At 71.1% G+C, this 19,289-nt stretch carries 17 protein-coding genes and 1 pseudogene; 14 read left to right on the top strand and 4 right to left on the bottom strand.

All coding sequences use genetic code 11. The features are described 5' to 3' along the window. The first annotated feature begins 18 nt into the window (after window positions 1-18). From AAHG09_RS20645 to AAHG09_RS20630, 4 genes are all read left to right on the top strand, one after another. Window positions 19-1,206, top strand: a complete 1,188-nt coding sequence (locus AAHG09_RS20645; RefSeq protein ID WP_342109364.1) for an FIST signal transduction protein — start codon at window positions 19-21, stop codon at window positions 1,204-1,206. Beyond that, on the top strand, window positions 1,203-2,549 hold the full coding sequence (locus AAHG09_RS20640) for an ATP-binding response regulator (protein ID WP_342109363.1): 1,347 nt from the start codon (window positions 1,203-1,205) through the stop codon (window positions 2,547-2,549). Before AAHG09_RS20645 ends, AAHG09_RS20640 begins: the two co-directional genes overlap by 4 nt. Before the next feature lie 196 nt (window positions 2,550-2,745). After that, window positions 2,746-4,149, top strand: a complete 1,404-nt coding sequence (locus tag AAHG09_RS20635) for an MFS transporter (protein ID WP_342109362.1) — start codon at window positions 2,746-2,748, stop codon at window positions 4,147-4,149. Between the two features lie 68 nt (window positions 4,150-4,217). After that, window positions 4,218-5,015, top strand: a complete 798-nt coding sequence (locus AAHG09_RS20630) for an SDR family NAD(P)-dependent oxidoreductase (RefSeq protein ID WP_342109360.1) — start codon at window positions 4,218-4,220, stop codon at window positions 5,013-5,015. A 326-nt stretch (window positions 5,016-5,341) separates the two neighbouring features. Here AAHG09_RS20630 and AAHG09_RS20625 read toward each other — a convergent pair whose 3' ends face one another. After that, window positions 5,342-5,719: an SWIB/MDM2 domain-containing protein gene (locus AAHG09_RS20625; protein ID WP_342109359.1), complete on the bottom strand. Its 378-nt coding sequence runs from the start codon at window positions 5,717-5,719 to the stop codon at window positions 5,342-5,344. 242 nt (window positions 5,720-5,961) lie between these two features. Between AAHG09_RS20625 and AAHG09_RS20620 the strand changes: the two genes are divergently transcribed. The 3 genes and pseudogenes from AAHG09_RS20620 to AAHG09_RS20610 form a co-directional block, all read left to right on the top strand. Beyond that, window positions 5,962-6,084, top strand: a complete 123-nt coding sequence (locus tag AAHG09_RS20620; protein WP_342109358.1) for a hypothetical protein — start codon at window positions 5,962-5,964, stop codon at window positions 6,082-6,084. A gap of 47 nt (window positions 6,085-6,131) precedes the next feature. Continuing rightward, window positions 6,132-6,629 (top strand): DUF2721 domain-containing protein, encoded by a 498-nt coding sequence (locus AAHG09_RS20615; protein WP_342109357.1) that lies wholly within the window; start codon window positions 6,132-6,134, stop codon window positions 6,627-6,629. Between the two features lie 95 nt (window positions 6,630-6,724). Then, window positions 6,725-7,081, top strand: a pseudogene (locus AAHG09_RS20610) (PRC-barrel domain-containing protein); the annotation flags it as partial. Window positions 7,082-7,136: 55 nt separating this feature from the next. Here the strand turns inward: AAHG09_RS20610 and AAHG09_RS20605 are convergent. Further along, entirely contained in the window at window positions 7,137-7,547 is a 411-nt protein-coding gene (locus tag AAHG09_RS20605; protein ID WP_342109356.1) for a hypothetical protein, read from the bottom strand. A 289-nt stretch (window positions 7,548-7,836) separates the two neighbouring features. On the opposite strand from AAHG09_RS20605, the gene AAHG09_RS20600 reads away from it, so the two are divergent. From AAHG09_RS20600 to AAHG09_RS20570, 7 genes are all read left to right on the top strand, one after another. After that, entirely contained in the window at window positions 7,837-8,580 is a 744-nt protein-coding gene (locus tag AAHG09_RS20600) for a PRC-barrel domain-containing protein (protein WP_342109388.1), read from the top strand. Next, window positions 8,577-9,959: an MFS transporter gene (locus tag AAHG09_RS20595; RefSeq protein ID WP_342109355.1), complete on the top strand. Its 1,383-nt coding sequence runs from the start codon at window positions 8,577-8,579 to the stop codon at window positions 9,957-9,959. The genes AAHG09_RS20600 and AAHG09_RS20595 overlap by 4 nt, the downstream gene beginning before the upstream one ends. Window positions 9,960-10,173: 214 nt before the next feature. Then, entirely contained in the window at window positions 10,174-11,943 is a 1,770-nt protein-coding gene (locus AAHG09_RS20590; RefSeq protein ID WP_342109354.1) for an ABC transporter ATP-binding protein, read from the top strand. Between the two features lie 381 nt (window positions 11,944-12,324). Then, the gene (locus AAHG09_RS20585) at window positions 12,325-13,254 is read left to right on the top strand and encodes a glutaminase (protein WP_342109387.1); all 930 of its coding nucleotides are present in this window, start codon (window positions 12,325-12,327) and stop codon (window positions 13,252-13,254) included. Window positions 13,255-13,330: 76 nt separating this feature from the next. Further along, a complete protein-coding gene (locus tag AAHG09_RS20580) occupies window positions 13,331-14,740 on the top strand; it encodes an MFS transporter (RefSeq protein WP_342109353.1) in 1,410 nt (469 codons plus the stop codon). A 58-nt stretch (window positions 14,741-14,798) separates the two neighbouring features. After that, complete coding sequence (locus AAHG09_RS20575) at window positions 14,799-15,359, top strand: Uma2 family endonuclease (protein ID WP_342109352.1); 561 nt, start codon at window positions 14,799-14,801, stop codon at window positions 15,357-15,359. 52 nt (window positions 15,360-15,411) lie between these two features. Next, on the top strand, window positions 15,412-16,425 hold the full coding sequence (locus tag AAHG09_RS20570; protein WP_342109351.1) for an adenosine kinase: 1,014 nt from the start codon (window positions 15,412-15,414) through the stop codon (window positions 16,423-16,425). A gap of 39 nt (window positions 16,426-16,464) precedes the next feature. Here the strand turns inward: AAHG09_RS20570 and AAHG09_RS20565 are convergent, their stop codons facing one another. Both AAHG09_RS20565 and AAHG09_RS20560 read right to left on the bottom strand, forming a co-directional pair. Further along, window positions 16,465-18,147, bottom strand: coding sequence for a methyl-accepting chemotaxis protein (locus AAHG09_RS20565; RefSeq protein WP_342109350.1), 1,683 nt, complete (start codon window positions 18,145-18,147; stop codon window positions 16,465-16,467). Window positions 18,148-18,295: 148 nt separating this feature from the next. Then, window positions 18,296-19,267: an NADPH:quinone oxidoreductase family protein gene (locus AAHG09_RS20560; protein WP_342109349.1), complete on the bottom strand. Its 972-nt coding sequence runs from the start codon at window positions 19,265-19,267 to the stop codon at window positions 18,296-18,298. Window positions 19,268-19,289: the final 22 nt, after the last annotated feature.

Here is a 19,289-nt window from a genome sequence, read left to right as displayed (position 1 = left end):
GTGGCTCAGGGATCGGGTGTGCGCCGCCATCTGTGCGGCATCTGGACGGCCTGGACGGAGGCGACGTCGGCCGCCGACGCGGTGGCCGACGTCGCCCGGACGGTCCGTCAAGCCCACCTGTCCCAGATCGTCGCGTTCTTCTCGGCCGATTACGACGCCGAGGCCCTGGCCCGCGAGCTGCAGACGTGGTTCCCCGGCGTGCCGGTCTCGGGCTGCTCGATGTCGGGGGGCATCGCGCCGGCCGGCGGCCTCGACCGCGGGCTCGTGGTCATCGCGTTTCCGGCCGAGCGCTTCCGCATCGTCTCGACGGTGCTCGACGCCATCGACCATCTCGACGTGGAGCGCACCGCCTCGGCGGTCCGGGCCCTGCGCCGGACCCTCGACCCGCTCGATCCCTGCCGCGACGGTGATCCGACCGCTTCCGGCCGCCGCTTCGCCCTGTCGCTGATCGACGGGCTGGCCAATTCCGAGGAGACCGTCGTCTCGGCCATCGCCTGGGCGCTCGACGGCATCCCGATCGTCGGCGGCTCGGCCGGCGACGACCTGCGCTTCCGCGACGCTGTGGTGATCCATGGCGGCCGGATCCACCGCAAGGCGGCGGTGCTGGTGCTGGTCGAGACCGACTTCTCCGTGGAGATCTTCAAGAGCGACAATTTCGAGCCGACCCAGACCAAGTTCGTGGTCACCGCCTCGGACGGTGAGCGGCGCGAGGTCCAGGAACTGAACGCCGAGCCGGCGGCCCGGGAATACGCCATGGCGATCGGCCTCGATCCCGAGGGCCTGTCGCCGATGAGTTTCGCGGCCTACCCGCTCGCCGTGAAGGTCGGCGGCGAGTATTTCTGCCGCTCGATCCGGCGGATGAACGAGGACGGCTCGCTCAGCTTCTTCTGCGCGGTCGACGAGGGCGTGGTGCTGACGCTCGCCGAGCCCCGGGACATCGTCGCCTCCACCCGGGACGAGCTGTCCCGCCTCGACGCGCAGCTCGGCGGCGTCGACCTGATCATCGGCTTCGAATGCGTGCTGCGCCGCCTCGATGCCGAGAGCCGGCAGGTCCGCCACGGCATCACCGACCTCTACCGCCGCTACAACGTCGTCGGCTTCGAGACCTTCGGCGAGCAGTACCGGGCGATGCACCTGAACCAGACCTTCACGGGCATCGCGATCGGCAAGCGTCTGGCGTCCGGCGGGGCTCCGGTCGCGTCGTGACCCTCCATCCGAACGGGCTGGAGACCGACGCGTCCCTGCGCCGGCGGATCGAGAAGCTCGAGCGCATCAACGCCGCGCTGATGTCCCATGTCGAGCGCAGCATGGACCAGCGGGGCAGCGCCTATTCGCTGTTCCAGACCGCAATCATGCTGGAGGGGCGGGTCCGCACCCGCACCGAGGAGCTGACCGGGCTGATGCACCGCCTGGAGCGCTCCAACGAGGCGCTGGCCGCCGCCAAGGAGGAGGCCGAGACCGCCAACCGCTCCAAGACCCGCTTCCTGGCGGCGGCCAGCCACGACCTGCTGCAGCCCGTGAACGCCGCCCGCCTGTCGATCTCGGCGCTCGCCGACCTCGACGTGCCGCCGGAGGCCCGCACCATCGCCGGACAGGTGGAGCGCGGGCTGCAGACGATCGAGGACCTGATCAAGACGCTGCTGGACATCTCCAAGCTCGATGCCGGGATCGTCCGCCCGCAGCTCCAGCCGGTCTTCCTGCCCGATCTGCTGGCTGAGCTCGCCGAGAGCTTCAAGCCGTTCGCCGAACGCAAGGGCCTGCGGCTCGCGGTGCGCTGCCCGGATCTCACCGTCGTCAGCGACGGTGTGTTGCTCCAGCGCATCCTGCAGAACCTCGTCTCGAACGCCGTGCGCTACACCGGCGCGGGCGGCATCGTGCTCGCCGCCCGGCGGCGGGCCGGCGGGGTCCGCGTGGAGGTGACCGACACGGGCTGCGGCATCGCCGCCGAGGAATGCGCCCTCGTGTTCGACGAGTTCTTCCGCGGCGGCGCCCGGTCGAGCAGCGGCGATGAGCCGGGCTTGGGGCTCGGCCTGTCGATCGTGCGCCGCATGGCGCAGGCGCTGGATCATCCCCTGACCCTGGCCTCGCGGCCCGGCCACGGCACACGGGTCACGCTGTCCCTGCCGCTGAGCGCGGTCCCGGCCGCCGCGGCGCCGCCCGCCCCGGTGGCGACCCGGCTGTCGGGGGCCCATGTCCTGGTGGTGGAGAACGACGCCTCCACGGCCGACGCCCTCGCCCGCCTCCTGCAGAACTGGGACGCGCAGGTCTCGACGTTTCGCGATCTCGCCGGGGTGCGGGCGGCCGTCGCGGCGGGGGCGGCGCTGCCGGACATCCTCGTGCTCGACTACCACCTGGACGACGGCGCCTGCGGGCTGGACGTCGCCGCCTACCTGCGCGGGCGTCGCCTCGATCCGCTCCCGGTGATCGTGACCACCGCCGACCACACCGCCGAGGTGGAGGAGCGCGTCGCGGCGGCCGGCGCCGAACTCGTGCGCAAGCCGATCAAGCCGGCGCAGCTGCGCTCGCTGCTGACCTTCATGCTGGCGTAAGCGGCATCGGGGACCAAGCGGTGCCGCGCCGCGGTGCCGGAACGAACCCGTCCGCGCCGTGACATAGAACACACCGCGCCCCTCGACGGGCCGCCCCGCCTGCGCGACAGGGAGCGGCATCCGCGGCGCCCCCGCGCCCGGATCTCCCCAGCCATCGACGTCACGGACTCCCCGGACGCCGCAGGAGCGCGCGATCATGGCGCAGGTCCCGCCCGGTTCAGGCGCCGCCGCCCAGGGCAGTTCGCAGGACGGCCTGCCGCCGCGCGAGCGGGTCTTCGCCATGGCGGCGATCGGGCTCGCCATGACCATGGCGGTCCTCGACGGGGCCATCGTCAACGTGGCGCTCCCCGTGATGGCCAAGGACCTCGCGGTCAAGCCGGCGGACGCGATCTTCGTCGTCAACGCCTACCAGATCGCGGTGACGGCGAGCCTCCTGCCGTTTGCCGCGCTCGGCGACATCTTCGGCTTCCGGCGCGTCTACCTGCCGGGGCTGGCACTGTTCGTCGCCGCCTCCCTGGCCTGCGCGGTCGCGCCGAGCCTGCCCCTGCTGATCGCGGCCCGCATCGTCCAGGGGCTCGGGGCGGCGGCGATCATGAGCGTCAATATCGGCTTCGTGCGCTTCATCTATCCGCACCGGATGATCGGCCAGGGCGTCGCCAACGTGGCGCTCGTGGTGGCGGTGGCCTCCGCGGCCGGCCCGACCGTGGCGGCCGCGATCCTCTCGGTGGCGACCTGGCCCTGGCTGTTCCTGGTCAACATCCCGGTGGGCCTCCTGGCGCTGACGGTGGCCTCCCGCACATTGCCGGTGACGCCGGCGAGCGGACGGCCCTTCGACGCCGTGAGCGCCGTCCTGAACGCCCTGACCTTCGGCCTGCTGATCATCGGCATCGACGGGTTGGGCGATCTCGAGGACCGGGGCGTGGCCGTCGCCGAGCTCGTCGGCGCGCTCGCGATCGGGACGATCTTCGTGCGGCGCCAGATCCGGCTGCCGGCGCCGCTGCTGCCGGTGGACCTGCTGCGGATCCCCGCCTTCGCGCTATCGATGGCGACCTCCGTGGCCTCGTTCTGCGCCCAGATGGTCTCCTACGTGGCGCTCCCCTTCTACTTCCAGGACGTGCTGCACCTCTCCAGCACGCAGACCGGCTTTCTACTCACCCCCTGGCCGATCGCGGTGGCGGCGATGGCGCCCCTCTCGGGCCGCCTCGCCGATCGCTACCCACCCGGGATCCTCGGCGGGATCGGGCTGGCCATGCTGGCGACCGGCCTCGTCTGCATGACCCTCCTGCCGGCCGCGCCCGCGACCCTCGACATCGTCTGGCGCCTGACCCTGTGCGGCCTCGGCTTCGGCCTGTTCCAGTCGCCCAACAACAAGGTCATCGTCACCTCGGCGCCGCGCGACCGGGCCGGGGGTGCGAGCGGGATGCAGTCGACGGCGCGGCTCACCGGGCAGTCGCTCGGCGCCGCGCTGGTGGCGGTGATCTTCGGCCTGACCCACGGGCTCGGGCCGGACCGGGCCGTCACCCTGTCGCTGTCCTGCGCGGCGGCGCTCGCGGTCGTCGGCGGCTGCGCGAGCGTCCTGCGGCGAAGTCGGACCGGCTAGACGGAACCGTCCTGTGACCGAGGCCCCACAGGCGCGTTGACGCTGGGTCGCACCAGCGGAGGATTGCCATGGATCTCGATCTCACAGGCCGGAAGGCCCTGGTCACCGGCTCGACCGCGGGCATCGGCTACGCCATCGCCAAGGAACTCTGCGATCTCGGCGCCGAGGTCGGCATCAACGGCCGCACCCCTGAGCGCGTCGAGGCGACGCTCGCCAAGCTGCGCGGCGAGGCGAAATCCGGTCGCGCCTTCGCGGCGCCCGGCGATGTCGCCACCGCGGAGGGCGTTGCGGCCCTGGTGCGGGCGCTGCCCGCGGTCGATATCCTCGTCAACAACACCGGGATCTTCGAGCCGAAGCCATTCTTCGAAATTCCGGATGCCGACTGGCAGCGCTTCTTCGACGTCAACGTGATGAGCGGCGTGCGCCTGTCGCGGGCCTACACGCCCGGCATGGCCGAGCGCGGCTGGGGCCGGGTGATCTTCATCTCCAGCGAGTCCGGCATCAACACGCCGACCGAGATGGTCCATTACGGGATGACCAAGACCGCGCAGCTCGCCATCGCCCGGGGCCTCGCCCAGACGGTCGCGGGCAGCGGCGTGACGGTCAACAGCGTCCTGCCGGGGCCGACCCTGTCGGAGGGCGTGGCGGAGTTCATGAAGCAGATGGCCGGTGGGCAGGCCGACGCCGATCTGGAGGCGATGGGTCGCGCCTTCGTGGCCGAGCACCGCCCGACCTCGCTGATTCAGCGCCTCGCGCGGGTGGAGGAGGTGGCGAACCTCGTCGCCTATCTGTGCAGCCCCGCGGCGAGCGCCACCACGGGCGCCGCCCTGCGCGTCGACGGCGGCGTCCTGCAGGGGATCGCGTAGACCGCCACGCGACGGTGTCGCTCCGGGACCGCGCAGGCGATCCCGGCCCGATCGATTGGCAACGTCGCGTCGGACCCCGTTCAGGCAGCAGGACGGTTGACGCCGCAGCGATCAGCCTGTCGCGGAGCCCGAAATCCAGAGCCGCCACACTCCGCCGGTCGACACCGTGCGGCGCGAAGCCCGCTCAGACCTGCGGTTCTGGATTCCGGGCTCCCGCCCGCGGCAACCACCGGGACGACCCGCGCCCGACCCGACCGTGCGAGGATCCTGAAATGCTCCTAGAGCCGACAGTCCGGATTGACGCCGGACATGGCCCTAGGGAGCGATCAGGCCTTGAGATGCGCCGCGAGGTGCTTGTTCATCTCGAACATCGAGCACTTGTCCTTGCCGAAGACCTTCTTCAGCTTGTCGTCGGCCATGATCTCGCGCTTGTTCTCGGGGTTCTGCAGGTTGTGCTTCTTGATGTATTCCCACACCTTGCTGACCACCTCGCCGCGCGGCAGCGGGCTGGTGCCGACGATGGCGCCGAGATCGGCGGAGGGCTTCAGCGGCTGCTGCAGGGCGTTCGGCTTGGCGCCGGCGGCGGCCTTGGTCGCGGTGGGCTTGGCGGCCTTCGCCGGAGCAGCCTTGGCAGGAGCCTCCTTGTCCGCGGTCTTGGTGGTCTTGGCCGCCTTCGGCGCAGCCTTCTCGGTCTTTGTGGCCATAAACTTCCTCCGGTTCTCGGGCCGCAGGCCGGGGCATGATCGCCCCACGGCCGAGCCAGCATAGCAGCAACTAAGCGGTGCCGCTGCCGTTCCAAGGGGAAATCGCCTTCACGGGGCCCTCATCCACAAGGCACACGCGAAAATCCACACCGGAAGCGGCCAATCCGGGGCTCGCGAAGATGATTCAGCGATCGCGGTTACGCGAAACCTGTTCTTAACAATCTTGCCGCTGATGTGCTTGCATGTTCGCCCCGGCCCTCACCCTCGCCCTGCTGCTCGCCGCCGGGCTCGTCACGGCGCTCGGGGTCGGCATCCGAACCGAAGCGGCGCAGTCCGGCACCGCGCCGGGCCGCGGCCTGGTCTGACCACCGGGATTGCCCGGAGGGCTCACCTGGCCCATCTGCCCGGCGGCATGACCGATCCGATCTTCCCCACGACCGTCGCCACCACCCTGGAAAGCACGGCCCACGTCGTCCAGGTCGCGCTGAGCCCCGTCTTCCTGCTCTCCGGCATCGCGACGCTGCTCAACGTGTTCGGCGCCCGGCTCGCCCGCGTGGCCGACCAAGCCGATCACGTCTCCGCGCAGCTCGCCGGCGCCACGGATGCGGAGCGCCGCCGCCTGGGTCGGCGCCTCGACAGATTGCACCGGCGCTCGCTGGCCCTCGACGCCGCCGTGTTCATGGCCGCGCTGGGCGGCGTGGCGACCTGCGCCTCGGTGCTGACGCTGTTCGTCGGGGCTTTGCGCGACGCGACCGTGGCGACGCTGCTGTTCGGGCTGTTCGGCGCCGCCATCCTCTGCACGCTCTGCGCCCTCGTCGCCTTCGGCTTCGAGATGCTGCTCGCCAGCCGCTCGGTCCGCGACCGGATCACCGAGCGGCGGGCCAGTGCGGGCCTGCCGACGGAAACGTGAACAGGCCGGGACATGGAACCGGCCATCCGCGTCCCGCTTGGTTCGCAGGAGCCACGGGATGCGGATCACACCGCATTCCCCGACAGGGAGCGATCATGCCGACGGACCTGCCCACCGAACGTGCCGTGAGGAAGCCCGGAACCCTGGAGCTCGACCCCGCCGGCGGCGAGGGCGTCGCCATCGACGAGACTCCGCGGCTGATCGGCTCGCACAGGGTCGAGGGCGCGGACGTCTATGACCGGACCGGCCGCCATCTCGGCGCGATCCACACGATCATGGTGGACAAGATGTCCGGGCAGGTCGCCTACGTGGTGCTGGCTTTCGGCGGGTTCCTGGGCCTCGGCGAGACCCATCATCCCCTGCCCTGGAACGCGCTGAGCTACAGCACCGAGCTTGGCGGCTACGTGGTCGACATCGAGCCGGGCGTGCTGGCGGGTGCCCCGACGCAGGGGGCCTGATCGGCCGGCCTGCGGATGCGTCGATCCGCAGGCGACCGCTCCGGTCCGCTCAGAACTTCCCGCCGAGGCCGACGCTGCCGCCGGGCGCCATCGTGGGGCCCATCGAGCCGCTGCCGCTGCTGCCGCCGCCGACCGCGCCGTTGCCGCCGTCGAGATCCTCACGCCGGATGCGGCGCTCCCCCGCGTCGGCCGAGCGCGTCGCGGCGCCGGCGGTCTTCGGGATCGCGAGCTGCCGCGTCGGCGCTGTCTGGAGCGGGCGCCCGTCGGCATCCACCCCGGCGTTGCGCGCCTCGCGGTTCGGCAGGGCGCCGCGCATCGAGGGCGGGAGCCCGACTTCGGTGTCCGGCATCACGCCGCCCCCGCCTCCAAGCGCTTGGCAGCCGGCCGTGAGGGCGGCGAGCGCCGCGCCGAGCGCGAGGCCGCGCAGGGCGGTGCATCGCGACGGGGAGAGGGTCGGCATCGTGTGGTCCTCGTAAAGGGCCGCGGTGATGTCCGCGGCTCGCGTGACTTATCGACCGTCGTCTACTCCGGGGATGCGGCGAAAACCAGACGCCCGCGCGGCGCCGGGGCCGGCCTGAACCTTGCGGCGTGGCCGCCGGGATCCATAACTTCGCCCAGGTCCTGCGGCATGACGGCCATCCGCAGGCGCAGACCTGCCGGCGGCCGGCCCGGATCCGGCCGACATGGTCTGTGCCGGCATGCCGGCCCGGCCCTTCCTCAGAGGACGTAGCGTGTTCAGAACCAACCGGATGATCGCGGCCGTGACGCTCGCCCTCTGGGCGTCGGGACCCGCGGCGCAGGCCCAGGCGAGCGAGAGCGACGGCGCATCCGGCCAAGCCGCGCCGCAGACCCCTGCGGTCAATCCGGCGCCCACGGCGAATCCGGCCCCGGCAGTCAATCCCGTCGCTCCGGCGGCGCCCCTTTTGGGCGCGCCGGCCGCGACGCCGCCGGGATCCACGCCGCCGGCCGCAGCGGCCGCGCCGCAGCAGCAGCAGCAGGGCACGCCCGCCACCGTCCTCGACACCTCGGATTACGAGAGCCTGCTCGGCCGCAGCGTGCGCAGCGCCCAGGGCGACGAATTGGGTCGGGTCATCGACATCATCATCGACAAGGAGGGGCACCCCCGGGCCGCGATCATCGATTTCGGCGGCTTCCTCGGCGTCGGCACCCGCAAGATCGCGGTCGACTGGCGGGCGCTGCGCTTCACGTCGGACGGCGGCAAGGAGCGCAAGCTGTCGGTGGCGCTGACCCGCAATCAGGTCCGCGTGTCGCCCGAGTACAAGTCGGGCGAGCCGATCGTGGTGCTGGGCCCCGCGAGCCCCGCTGCGCCGCCGGCCGAGGGCGATCAGGCCGCTGCGCCTGCGGCTCCGCCGGCCGCCCCGGCGCCCGCCCCCGCGGCCAGCCCGGCGCCCCCCGCCGCCGCCCCGGCACCGCCCGCCTCCGCGGGCCAGACCCCGGCCGCCGCCTCACCGGAGAAGGCGCCGGATAAATGACGGTGGCCCGATCGAAGGTACGAACCGCCGTTCCCCCCCGCGAGCGCGAGATGCACCGGCAGGATATCCGCGCGCGGCCCGTGCGCCTGAAGGATCAGGCGGCCGAAGCCCCGCGCTCGCCTGCCTCGGCGTCCGACGCCGCGGCCGGCGAGCGCCGGATCTCGGCGGCGAGCCGCTACGGGCTCGACGCCTTCGCGTTCTTCGTCGCCAACCTGCAGACCGGCTTCGGGCCGTTCCTGGCCGTGTACTTCTCGCAGGCCAAGTGGACCCAGTCGGATATCGGCTTCGCCCTCACGGTCGGCAGCCTCGTCGCCCTGCTCGGCCAGGTGCCGGGCGGGGCCTTCGTGGATGTGGTCCGCTCGAAGCGCTTCGCCGCCGCGGTGGCGGTGATCGGGATTGCGGGCAGCGCCTTCGCCCTGGCGGTCTGGCCGAGCTTCCCGGTGGTCCTGCTGGCGATGGCGGCGCATTCGGCGGCGAGCTGCGTGCTGACGCCCGCCATCGCGGCGATCAGCATCGGTCTGGTCGGCCGCGCGCATGCCGGCGAACGCCTGGGGCGCAACGCCAGCTTCGCGGCGCTGGGCAACGCGCTGGGTGCCGCCGGGATGGGCGCCATCGGCTATTGCCTGTCGAACGGCGCGGTGTTCTACCTGACGGCCGCGCTCGGCATCCCCACGGTGATCGCGCTGGCGCGCATCCGCGCCCGGGACATCGATCCCGGGGTGTTCAAGGAGCCGTCGAGCCCGGAGGCGCCCCGCGCCGCCGGCCAGGACGGCATCCGCACGCTGCTCACCAACCGCGGCCTCCTGTGCTTCTCGGCCTGCATGGTGCTGTTCTTCCTCGCCAACGCGGCGATGCTGCCCCTGGTCGGCAGCGTCCTGACGCTCCGGGCGAGCGAGACCGCGACCGCCCTGGTGGCGGCCTGCATCATGGTCCCGCAGGCGGTGTTGGCGGTGAGCGCCCCCGCGGTCGGGCGGGCGGCGGAGCGGTTCGGCCGCTACCCGGTGCTGCTGCTCGGCTTCGGCGCGCTGCCCGTGCGCGGCCTGATGCTCGCCTACACGACCAATCCCTACGGCCTCGTCGCCATCCAGGTGCTCGACGGGATCTCGGCCTCGGTGCTGGGCGTGATGGTGCCACTGATCGTGTCCGACCTCACCCGGGGGACGGGGCGGTTCAATCTCGCGCTCGGCGCGGTCGGCACCGCGATGGGCATCGGCGCCGCCCTGTCCACGTCGCTCGCCGGCGTGATGGCCGATCATCTCGGCAGTCACAGCGCCTTCCTGGGGCTCGCCTGCGTGGGCTTCGCGGCCTTCATGCTGGTGGCGCTGATCATGCCGGAGACCCGCCAATCCGAGGTCCGGCCGGCCGAGCAGGCAGCCTGAGCCCAGGCCTGACCCGCGACGGCATCGGATTCGCTTGGGTGTTTCCAGACCGCTCAAGCGGTGTTCAGGTTTGACGGATAAAAGCGCACGGGAGGTGCGGACCGGTGCAACATATGGCAACGCTCTCGCGTTGCCGCTGCGGGTCAGACTGCGCCCGCGCTGCACACCGCCTTACCCGTAGCCACAGCCGCGCGAATACGGAATGGTCACCGCGATGGAAGAGCTGCACCGATACGCCGACAGGCCCTTCGCCTTCGTCGGGCGGTATCTCCGCCGCCGCTGGCTGCCGCATATGGTCATCCTGATCTCCGTGCTCGGCGCCGTCGGCTTCTCGGTCTCGACCGATTACGCCCTGAAGGGCGTGGTCGATGCGCTCACCAAGGGTCCCGGCCCCGACAACACCGTCATCTGGAGCGCGCTGGCGGTCCTGATCGCCTTCATCGCCGCCGACAACATGCTCTGGCGCGTGGCGGCGCTGACCGGCGCCTTCACCTTCGTGGGTATCACCGGCGACATCCGCCGCGACCTGTTCCGGCACCTGACCGGCCATTCCCCGACCTTCTTCTCCGATCGGCAGCCCGGCACCCTGGCGTCGCGCATCACGGCGACCTCGAACGCGATCTTCACGGTCGAGAACATGTTCGTGTTCAACGTGATGCCGCCGACGGTCGCGGCCTTCGGGTCGATCGCCTACATCGCCACCGTCAACACCACCATGGCGGCCATCCTGGCGGGCGTCTTCGCCGCCGTCGTCGTGCTGATGTTCAAGATGGCGGCGGCCGGCAAGCCGCTGCACCACGACTTCGCCGCCAAGGCCGCCTCGGTGGACGGCGAGATGGTCGATCTCGTCGGCAACATGTCGCTCGTGCGCGCCTTCTCGGCGTTCAAGCGCGAGGGCGTGCGCTTCGAGGGCACGGTCGCCACCGAGATGCGGGCGCGGCGCTCCTCGCTCCTCTACCTCGAGAAGCTGCGCATCGTGCACGCGGTGCTCACCGTGCTCGCCGTCTTCGGCCTGCTCTACTGGGCGATCCAGATGTGGGAGGCCAAGCAGGCGACCAACGGCCAGGTCGTGCTGGTCTGCACGCTGGGCATCCGCATCCTCGCCGCCACCCGCGACCTCGCCGTCGCGCTGGTCGACGCCACGCAGCACACGGCGCGCCTGTCCGAGGCGCTGCACACGCTGCTCCAGCCCCACGACCTCGTCGACCACCCGGAGGCGAAGCCGCTGACTGGCCAGGGCGCCAAGATCGAGTTCGACCACGTCGCCTTCAATTATCCGGACGGCCGCCCGGTCTTCACGGATTTCGACCTCGTGATCGAGCCGGGCCAGAAGGTCGGGCTGGTGGGTCGGTCGGGCGGGGGCAAGTCGACCCTGTTCTCGCTGCTCCAGCGCTTCTACGACGTGCAGAGCGGGGCGATCCGGATCAACGGACAGGACGTCCAGCGGGTGACGCAGGAATCCCTGCGCGAGGCCATCACGGTGGTGCCGCAGGACGTCTCGATGTTCCACCGCTCCTTGCGCGAGAACATCCGCTACGGACGGCCCGACGCCACCGACGATGAGGTCTGGCAGGCGGCCGAGGCGGCCCATTGCACGGACTTCATCAAGGCGCTCCCGGAGGGGTTCGACACCATCGTGGGCGACCGCGGCGTGAAGCTCTCGGGTGGCCAGCGCCAGCGCATCGCGATCGCCCGGGCGATCCTCAAGAATTCGCCGATCCTGCTCCTCGACGAGGCGACCTCGGCGCTCGACGCGGAATCCGAGGAGGCGATCCGGCACGCGCTCGCCAACCTGATGAAGGGCCGGACCGTGATCGCGATCGCGCACCGTCTCTCGACGCTGCAGGATTTCGACCGGATCGTCGTGCTGGAGGGCGGCCGGATCGCCCAGGACGGCTCGCCCGACAAGCTGACCCATCTCGACGGCTTCTTCCGGGAGCTGATGAAGAAGGAGTCGATGGCGATGGCGCTCGCCGCGGCGTGAGCCTGCGTCGATTACGCGAGCCGGATGCCGCTGCACCCTCCCCCCTCTGCGGGGGAGGGTGGCCCCTGCGTCAGCAGGGGTCGGGTCGGGACGAAGTCCCGCAAGGGGGGAACCCGGCTTCAGGGCAGCGCGCGACCTTCATGTAGGCCTCTGCCTTCTTCTGCACCGTCGCTCCCCTCATTCGACCCGCTTCGCGGGCCAACCTCCCCCGCAAAGGGGGAGGGAGAAGCGCGTCTGCTCCCATTGCCCCAATCCCAACACCGCGGTTCCCTCCCCCCACCGGCACTGCTAGAGCCCCTTACGCCGCGCCCTGCGGACCGGACCTTGCATCGCCGTCGTGGCCCGGCCTGCCGCCGCGGCATCCCGACCCTGAGCCCATCCGTGCCCGACCTCGCCCACGTCATCCGGGAGATCTCCGAGGAGATGGCCCAGCGCCCCGACCGGGGCAAAGTCGCCGACTACATTCCCGAACTCGCCCGGGTCGACCCGAACAAATTCGGCCTCGCGGTGATCGACGCCGAGGGGCAGGTCTTCACGGGTGGCGACAGCGACACGCCGTTCTCCATCCAGAGCGTCTCGAAGGTGTTCACCCTGACGCTGGCGCTCGGCATGGCCGGCGACCGGCTGTGGAAGCGGGTCGGCCGCGAGCCGTCCGGGAACCCGTTCAACTCCATCGTCCAGCTGGAGCGGGAACGCGGGGTGCCGCGCAATCCCTTCATCAATGCCGGCGCCATTGCGGTGACCGACCTGATCCTCTCGGGTCACGAGCCCCGCGAGGCCCTGGGCGAGATCCTGCGCTTCATGCAGTTCCTGGCCCAGGATTCCGGTATCACCATCGACGAACGGGTGGCGGCCTCGGAGAAGCGCACGGGCTTCCGCAACACCGCGCTCGCCAACTACATGAAATCCTTCGGGGTCATCGACAATCCGGTCGACTACACGCTGGGCGTCTACTTCCACCACTGCGCCATCGCGATGACCTGCCGCCAGCTCGCCAATGCCGGGCGGTTCCTGGCCCATAACGGCCGCATCCCCGCGACCGGCCATTCGGTGGTCTCGGCGGAGCGCGCGCGCCGCATCAACGCGATCATGCTGACCTGCGGCCACTATGACGGTTCGGGCGAGTTCGCCTACCGGGTCGGCCTACCCGGCAAGAGCGGCGTCGGCGGCGGCATCCTGGCGGTGGCGCCCGGAAAGGCCTCGATCGCGGTCTGGTCGCCGGGCCTCGACGCCGCCGGCAATTCCCATCTCGGGCGGATCGCCCTGGAGCAGCTGACGCAGCGCATGGGCTGGTCGGTGTTCGGGGCGTGACCGAACCCTTGCGCAGCGCGAGGTTCCACGGCACTGCGCCGGGGCGCCGATCCGGCGCTTGAGGGAACGCGGCGGCATGGCGACGCTCACGGCGGCACCGATCTCGGCCGACGCCTTCGATCCCGGCAGCCTCCTCGCGCGCCTGGACCGCCTGCCCGCCACGCGCACGGTCTGGCGGCTCGTGATCCTCCTCGGCCTCGGCTTCTTCTTCGAGCTCTACGATCTGCTGTTCACCGGTTACGTCGCCCCGGGCCTCGTCAAGGCCGGGATTTTGACCCCCACGACGCCCGGCCTGTTCGGCGCGAGCGGCGTCGCGAGCTTCGTGGCCGCCCTGTTCACCGGGTTGTTCATCGGCACCCTCCTGTGCGGCTGGCTCGCCGACCGGTTCGGGCGCCGGGCGATCTTCACGGGATCGCTCCTGGCCTACACGGCGGCCAACCTCGTGATGGCCTGCCAGCATGAGGCCTTCGGGCTCAACCTCTGGCGGCTGATCGCGGGTATCGGCCTCGGGCTCGAGATGGTGACGATCGGCAGCTACCTGTCGGAGCTGGTGCCGAAGGCGGTGCGCGGGCGCGCCTTCGCCCTGTGCCAGAGCATCGGCTTCACCGCGGTCCCCGTGGTGGCGTTCCTGTCCTACTTGCTGATCCCGACCGCCCCGCTGGGCATCGACGGCTGGCGCTGGGTCGTGCTGATCGGCGCTTCGGCGGCCCTCGTGGTCTGGTGGCTGCGCGCGGGCCTGCCGGAGAGCCCGCGCTGGCTGATCGAGCGCGGGCGGCTCGCGGAGGCGGATGCCGTCCTGCGGCGTCTCGAAGCGCAGGTCGCCGCGGAAGCCGGGCGCCCGCTGCCCCCGCCCGCCGCCCCGGAGCCGGTGCAGCCGCGCGGCGCCTTCCGGGATCTCTGGGCGCCGCCCTACCGCCGCCGGGCGCTGATGATGGCCGGCTTCAACGTGTTCCAGACGGTGGGCTTCTACGGCTTCGCCAACTGGGTGCCGACCCTGCTGGTGGCGCAGGGCATCACGGTCACGTCGAGCCTCGCCTACACGGCGCTGATCGCGCTGGCCGCCCCGGTCGGGCCGCTGATCGGGCTTCTCATCGCCGATCGGTTCGAGCGCAAGCACGTCATCGTGGCCGCGGCCCTCGTGTATATCGCTTGCGGGCTCGCCTTCGCGCGGACCACGGCGGTCGAGGGGATCGTGGCGCTCGGCATCGGCCTGACGCTCGCCTCCAACGTCATGTCGTACAGCTTCCACGCCTATCAGGCGGAGCTGTTCCCGACCGGCATCCGCGCCCGGGCGGTGGGCTTCGTGTATTCCTGGAGCCGGTTCTCGGCGATCTTCACGGGCTTCATCATCGCCTTCGTGCTGCGCGAGACCGGGACGCCGGGGGTATTCCTGTTCATCTCGGCGGCGATGCTGATGGCGGGGCTGCTCGTCGGTCTCCTCGGCCCCCGGACCCGGGATGTGGCGCTGGAGAAGATTGCGGGCTGAGGTTTACCGGTCCGAATCGTGTTAGGCTGAGCGCATGGTCGCACTGCCGAAGCAACGGATGACCGTCGACACGTTCCTGGCCTGGGCCGAAGGGCAACCGGGGCGCTTCGAGCTGGTCGATGGTGAGGTCTTCGCGATGGCGCCGGAACGGGCCGGACATGCTCTGGTCAAGTACGCGACCCAAACGGCCTTGAAGCGGGCGATCTTGGCTGCCGGCACGGCCTGCCACTGCCACATGATGCCCGACGGCATGACGGTCCGCATCGACGCGACGACGACCTTCGAGCCCGATGCGCTCGTGTATTGCGGGCCCCGGATGGATGTCGAGGCGATTGAGGTACCCGATCCTGCGATTGTCGTGGAAGTGCAGTCGCCGGGTACGCGCTCAGTCGATGCAGGCTTCAAGCTGGCGCGGTATTTCAGTCTCGCGAGCGTGGCGCATTACCTGATGGTCGATCCGGTCAAGCGCTTGGTCATCCACCATCGACGCGGCGCCGAAGAGCTGATCACGACCCGGATCGCCACCGACGGCGCCCTCGACCTGACCCCGCCCGGCCTGACCCTCCCCGTCGCCGACCTGTTCGCCGATCTCCCGCCCCCCGCAGATCCCGCGGCTTGATCCGATCCGAGGCGGATGCCACAGCGGCGCGAACCCGAAGCAGGACGCCCGAATGACAGCCTCCCTCGATCTCCTCGTGCTCGGCAACGCGATCGTCGACGTGATCGCCCGCGCGGACGATGCTTTCCTCGCCGACCAGGGCGTCACCAAGGGCGCCATGCAGCTCATCGACGAGCCCCGGGCGGAGTCGCTGTTCCAGGCCATGGGCCAGACGACCATCGTGTCGGGCGGCTCGGGGGCGAACACCGCCGTGGGCGCGGCGCTGCTCGGCGCGAAGACCGGCTTCGTCGGCAAGGTGCGGGACGACGAACTCGGCGGCCTGTTCGGCCACGATCTGAAGGCCACGGGCGTCGGCTTCACCGTTCCGGCGGCGAGCGAAGGGCCGGCCACGGCCCGCTGCCTGATCCTGGTGACGCCGGACGGCGAGCGCACCATGAGCACCTATCTGGGCGCCTGCCAGGGCCTCTCGCCCGCCGATGTCGACGACGCGCTGGTGAAGTCCGCCCGGGTCGTCTACCTCGAAGGTTACCTGTGGGATCCGCCGGCCGCCAAGGACGCGTTCCGCAAGGCCGCCCAGATCGCCCATCAAGCCGGCAACGCCGTGGCGCTCACCCTGTCGGATGCGTTCTGCGTCGGCCGCTATCGCGACGAGTTCCTGGGCCTGATCCGCGACGGCAGCATCGACATCCTGTTCGCCAACATGGGCGAGCTCCAGAGCCTGTACCAGACCGACGATGCCGAGGCCGCCGTGGCGGCGCTCCGCGACGAGCGCAATGCCCGCGGCCGGCATCTGCTCGGCCTCGTCACGCGCTCGGCCGAGGGCGCGCTCGTGGTGCAGGGCGGCGAAGTCCGTGCCGTCGAGGCGAGCCCCGTGAACGCGGTGGTGGACACGACCGGCGCAGGCGACCTGTTCGCGGCCGGGTTCCTGGCCGGGCACGCCCGCGGCCTCGACAACGTCGCCAGCGCCCGCCTCGGCACGCTGGCGGCCGCCGAGGTGATCCAGCACATCGGCGCCCGCCCGCAGACGGATCTCGTCGGCCTTGCCAAGGCCCGCGGGCTGCTCTGAGCCTGCTCCGCAGCCGGCACCGCCTTCTGCAGAGAGCGCTCAGGCCGCCCGCACGGTCGCGAGGAAGCGTGTCACCTCGCGGCCGAGATGCTCGGAATGCTGCGTTAGCTCCGAGGCCGCGGTGAGCACCTGATCGGCCGCCATCCCGGTCTCGTGCGCGGCCTCCGCGACGCCCGTGATGGTGCCGGTCACCTCGCCCGCCCCCTGGGCCGCCTGCGCGACGTTGCGGACGATCTCCTGCGTGGCCGCGCCTTGCTGCTCCACCGCAGCGGCGATCAGGGTCGTGACGGCCCGGATCTCCTGAATGCGGCCGCCGATCCGGCTGATGGCCGAGACCGCCTCGCCGGTCGAGCCCTGGATCCGGGCGATGTGGCCACTGATCTCATCGGTCGCCTTGGCAGTCTGGCCGGCCAGCTCCTTCACCTCCGCGGCCACCACGGCGAAGCCGCGCCCCGCCTCCCCGGCTCGGGCGGCCTCGATCGTAGCGTTGAGCGCCAGAAGGTTGGTCTGCTCGGCGATGGAGGTGATCATCGTCACCACGTCGCCGATCCGCGTCGCCGCACCGCTCAGATCCTGCACCAAGTGGCCGGTGGCGTCGGCCTCCTCGACGGCCGCCTGGGTCAGGGCCGACGAGTTCGACACCTGACGGCCGATCTCCTGGACCGACGCGCCGAGTTCCTCGGCCGCGGAGGCCGCAGTGTTGACGTTGGTGGCGGCATTCTCGGCCGCGCTGGCTACGCGCCTGGACCGGTCGGCGGTGCCGGAGGCCGTCTTGGTCATGATCGAGGCCGTGCCCTGGAGCGCCGAGGCCGCCGCCGAGACCGTACCGATGATGCCGCCGACGGCGTTCTCGAAGGCCACGGCCATCTGGTGCATGCCCGCCCGGCGCTGCTCCTCGGCACCGGCGCGGGCCTGCACGGCCCCTACCTCCAGGGTGCGGGCCCGGATCAGCCCGTCCTTGAAGACCTGAACGGAGGCCGCCATGGCGCCGATCTCGTCGCCCCGTCGCGCACCGGACACCGTCGCGGTGAGATCGTCGGCGGCCAGACGTCCCATGACGCCCGCCAGGGACCGGATCGGCCGCGCGACCAGATGCCAGACCGCACAGAGACCTGCACCGGTGACGAGCAGGCCGGCCAGCAGCAGGCCGATCGACGCGGTCCAGGCGGTCCGATAAGCCCCGGCGGCCCGTTCCGCGGATAGCCTCGTGCCCTCGGCGTTGACCCGCGCCAGTTCCCCGAGCGCTCCGAAGGTGTCGACCAGGGGCTGGCGGGCCGGGGCGATCGCGTCCCGAGCGGCATCACGGTCGCCGCGCGTCAGGGCGGCCAGGATGGAGGCCCGGGCCGCGCGATAGCCCTGCCACCGCGTCTCGAACGTATCCCAGAGCGCCGCCTCCCGGGGGGAGCCGATCAGGATGCGATAGTGCCGGAACGCCTCCGGAATCGCCCCATCCATCTCGACGAGTTCCTGATCGAGGTCCCGGTTCTCGGCCGCCTCGACGGCTACAACCTTGCGTATGGTCGTCGTGTGGTAGCGAAGGACCACGAATTGAAGCGCGTTCAGTTCGGCGTCTTTCCGCATCCACGTCTCGCGGATCTCCGCACTCGAAGATTCGACTGATGCGATCTGCGACAAGTTCTCATAGGCGGTCGCAAGCAGTAATATAAATCCAAGTAGAGACGGCAGCGCTAATTTCAAAGTTACGCCTCGAAACCAACTCATCATTCTATCCCCAATGCATCGGCATCGGGATTTTGACACACAACGATGACACGAGTCGTTGGACCAGACCTCTTCTTCGATGCGGCCGACGCAGAGCTGCCCTACGATTCTGCGTAGCGTCACACATCGGAACCGCGTGGCAGGCCGATCAGGGCCGCAGCAGCACCTTGCCGACCGCCGCTCGGCGGGTCAGCAGACCGAAGGCCACCGGAAACTCGGCCAGGGGGTAGGTCCCGTGCACCTGCGCGGTGAGCTTGCCCTTGGCCACCCAGTCGAGCAGCCGGCGCTGATCGGCGCGGTGCGCCTCCGGCTCGCGTTCCAGGAAGGCGCCCCAGTGGACGCCCTGCACGTCGAGTTCCTTGAGGAGGATCAGGTTCAGCGGCAGCCGCGGGATGTCCCCCGCGGCGAAGCCGATCACGAGGTAGCGCCCGCGCCAGCCGAGCGCCCGCAGGGCGGGCTCCGCGAAGGCGTCGCCGACGGCGTCGTAGACCACGTCGACCCCGCCGCCGGAGATCCGGCGCAGGTCATCCTTCAGGGTGGCGGGATCGTATACGAGCCCCGCCTCGGCCCCGTGGGCGCGGGCGACCGCGAGCTTCTCCTCCGAGGACGCGCAGGCGATCACCCGGGCGCCCATCAGCCGGCCGAGTTCCACGGCGGCGAGCCCGACACCCCCGGAGGCGCCCAGCACCGCGAGCCATTCGCCGGGCTGGATCCGCGCCCGGTTGGCCAGCGCGTGGAGCGAGGTGCCGTACGTGATGGTGAGCCCGGCCGCCTGCTCGTCCGGCACCGCGTCCGGCACCGGCGTGAGCCGCCTTGCGTCGATGGCGATCCGCTCGGCGCAGCAGCCGTGCCCGGCATGGACGATCACCCGGTCGCCGACCGCGACGCCCGAAGCCCCCTCGCCCAACGCCTCCACCACGCCGACACCCTCGCCCCCCGGCGAGAACGGCAGCGGCGGCTTCACCTGATAGCGGCCGGCCACGATCAGCGTGTCGAAGAAATTCAGCGCCGCCAGCCGGATCCGTACCAGGGCCTGGCCCGGCCCGGGGACCGGATCGGGCCGCTCGGCGATCGCCAGATGGTCCGGCCCGTCGAGCCGCGTGCACAGCAGCGCCTTCATGGCGTCTCGTCCTCCCGGTGGG

The sequence above is a fragment of the Methylobacterium guangdongense genome, from assembly GCF_038442355.1.
Taxonomy (GTDB): Bacteria; Pseudomonadota; Alphaproteobacteria; order Rhizobiales; family Beijerinckiaceae; genus Methylobacterium; species Methylobacterium guangdongense.
The sequence above is the reverse complement of the archived record's forward strand: the minus strand, read 5'-3'. Positions and strand labels throughout refer to the sequence as shown.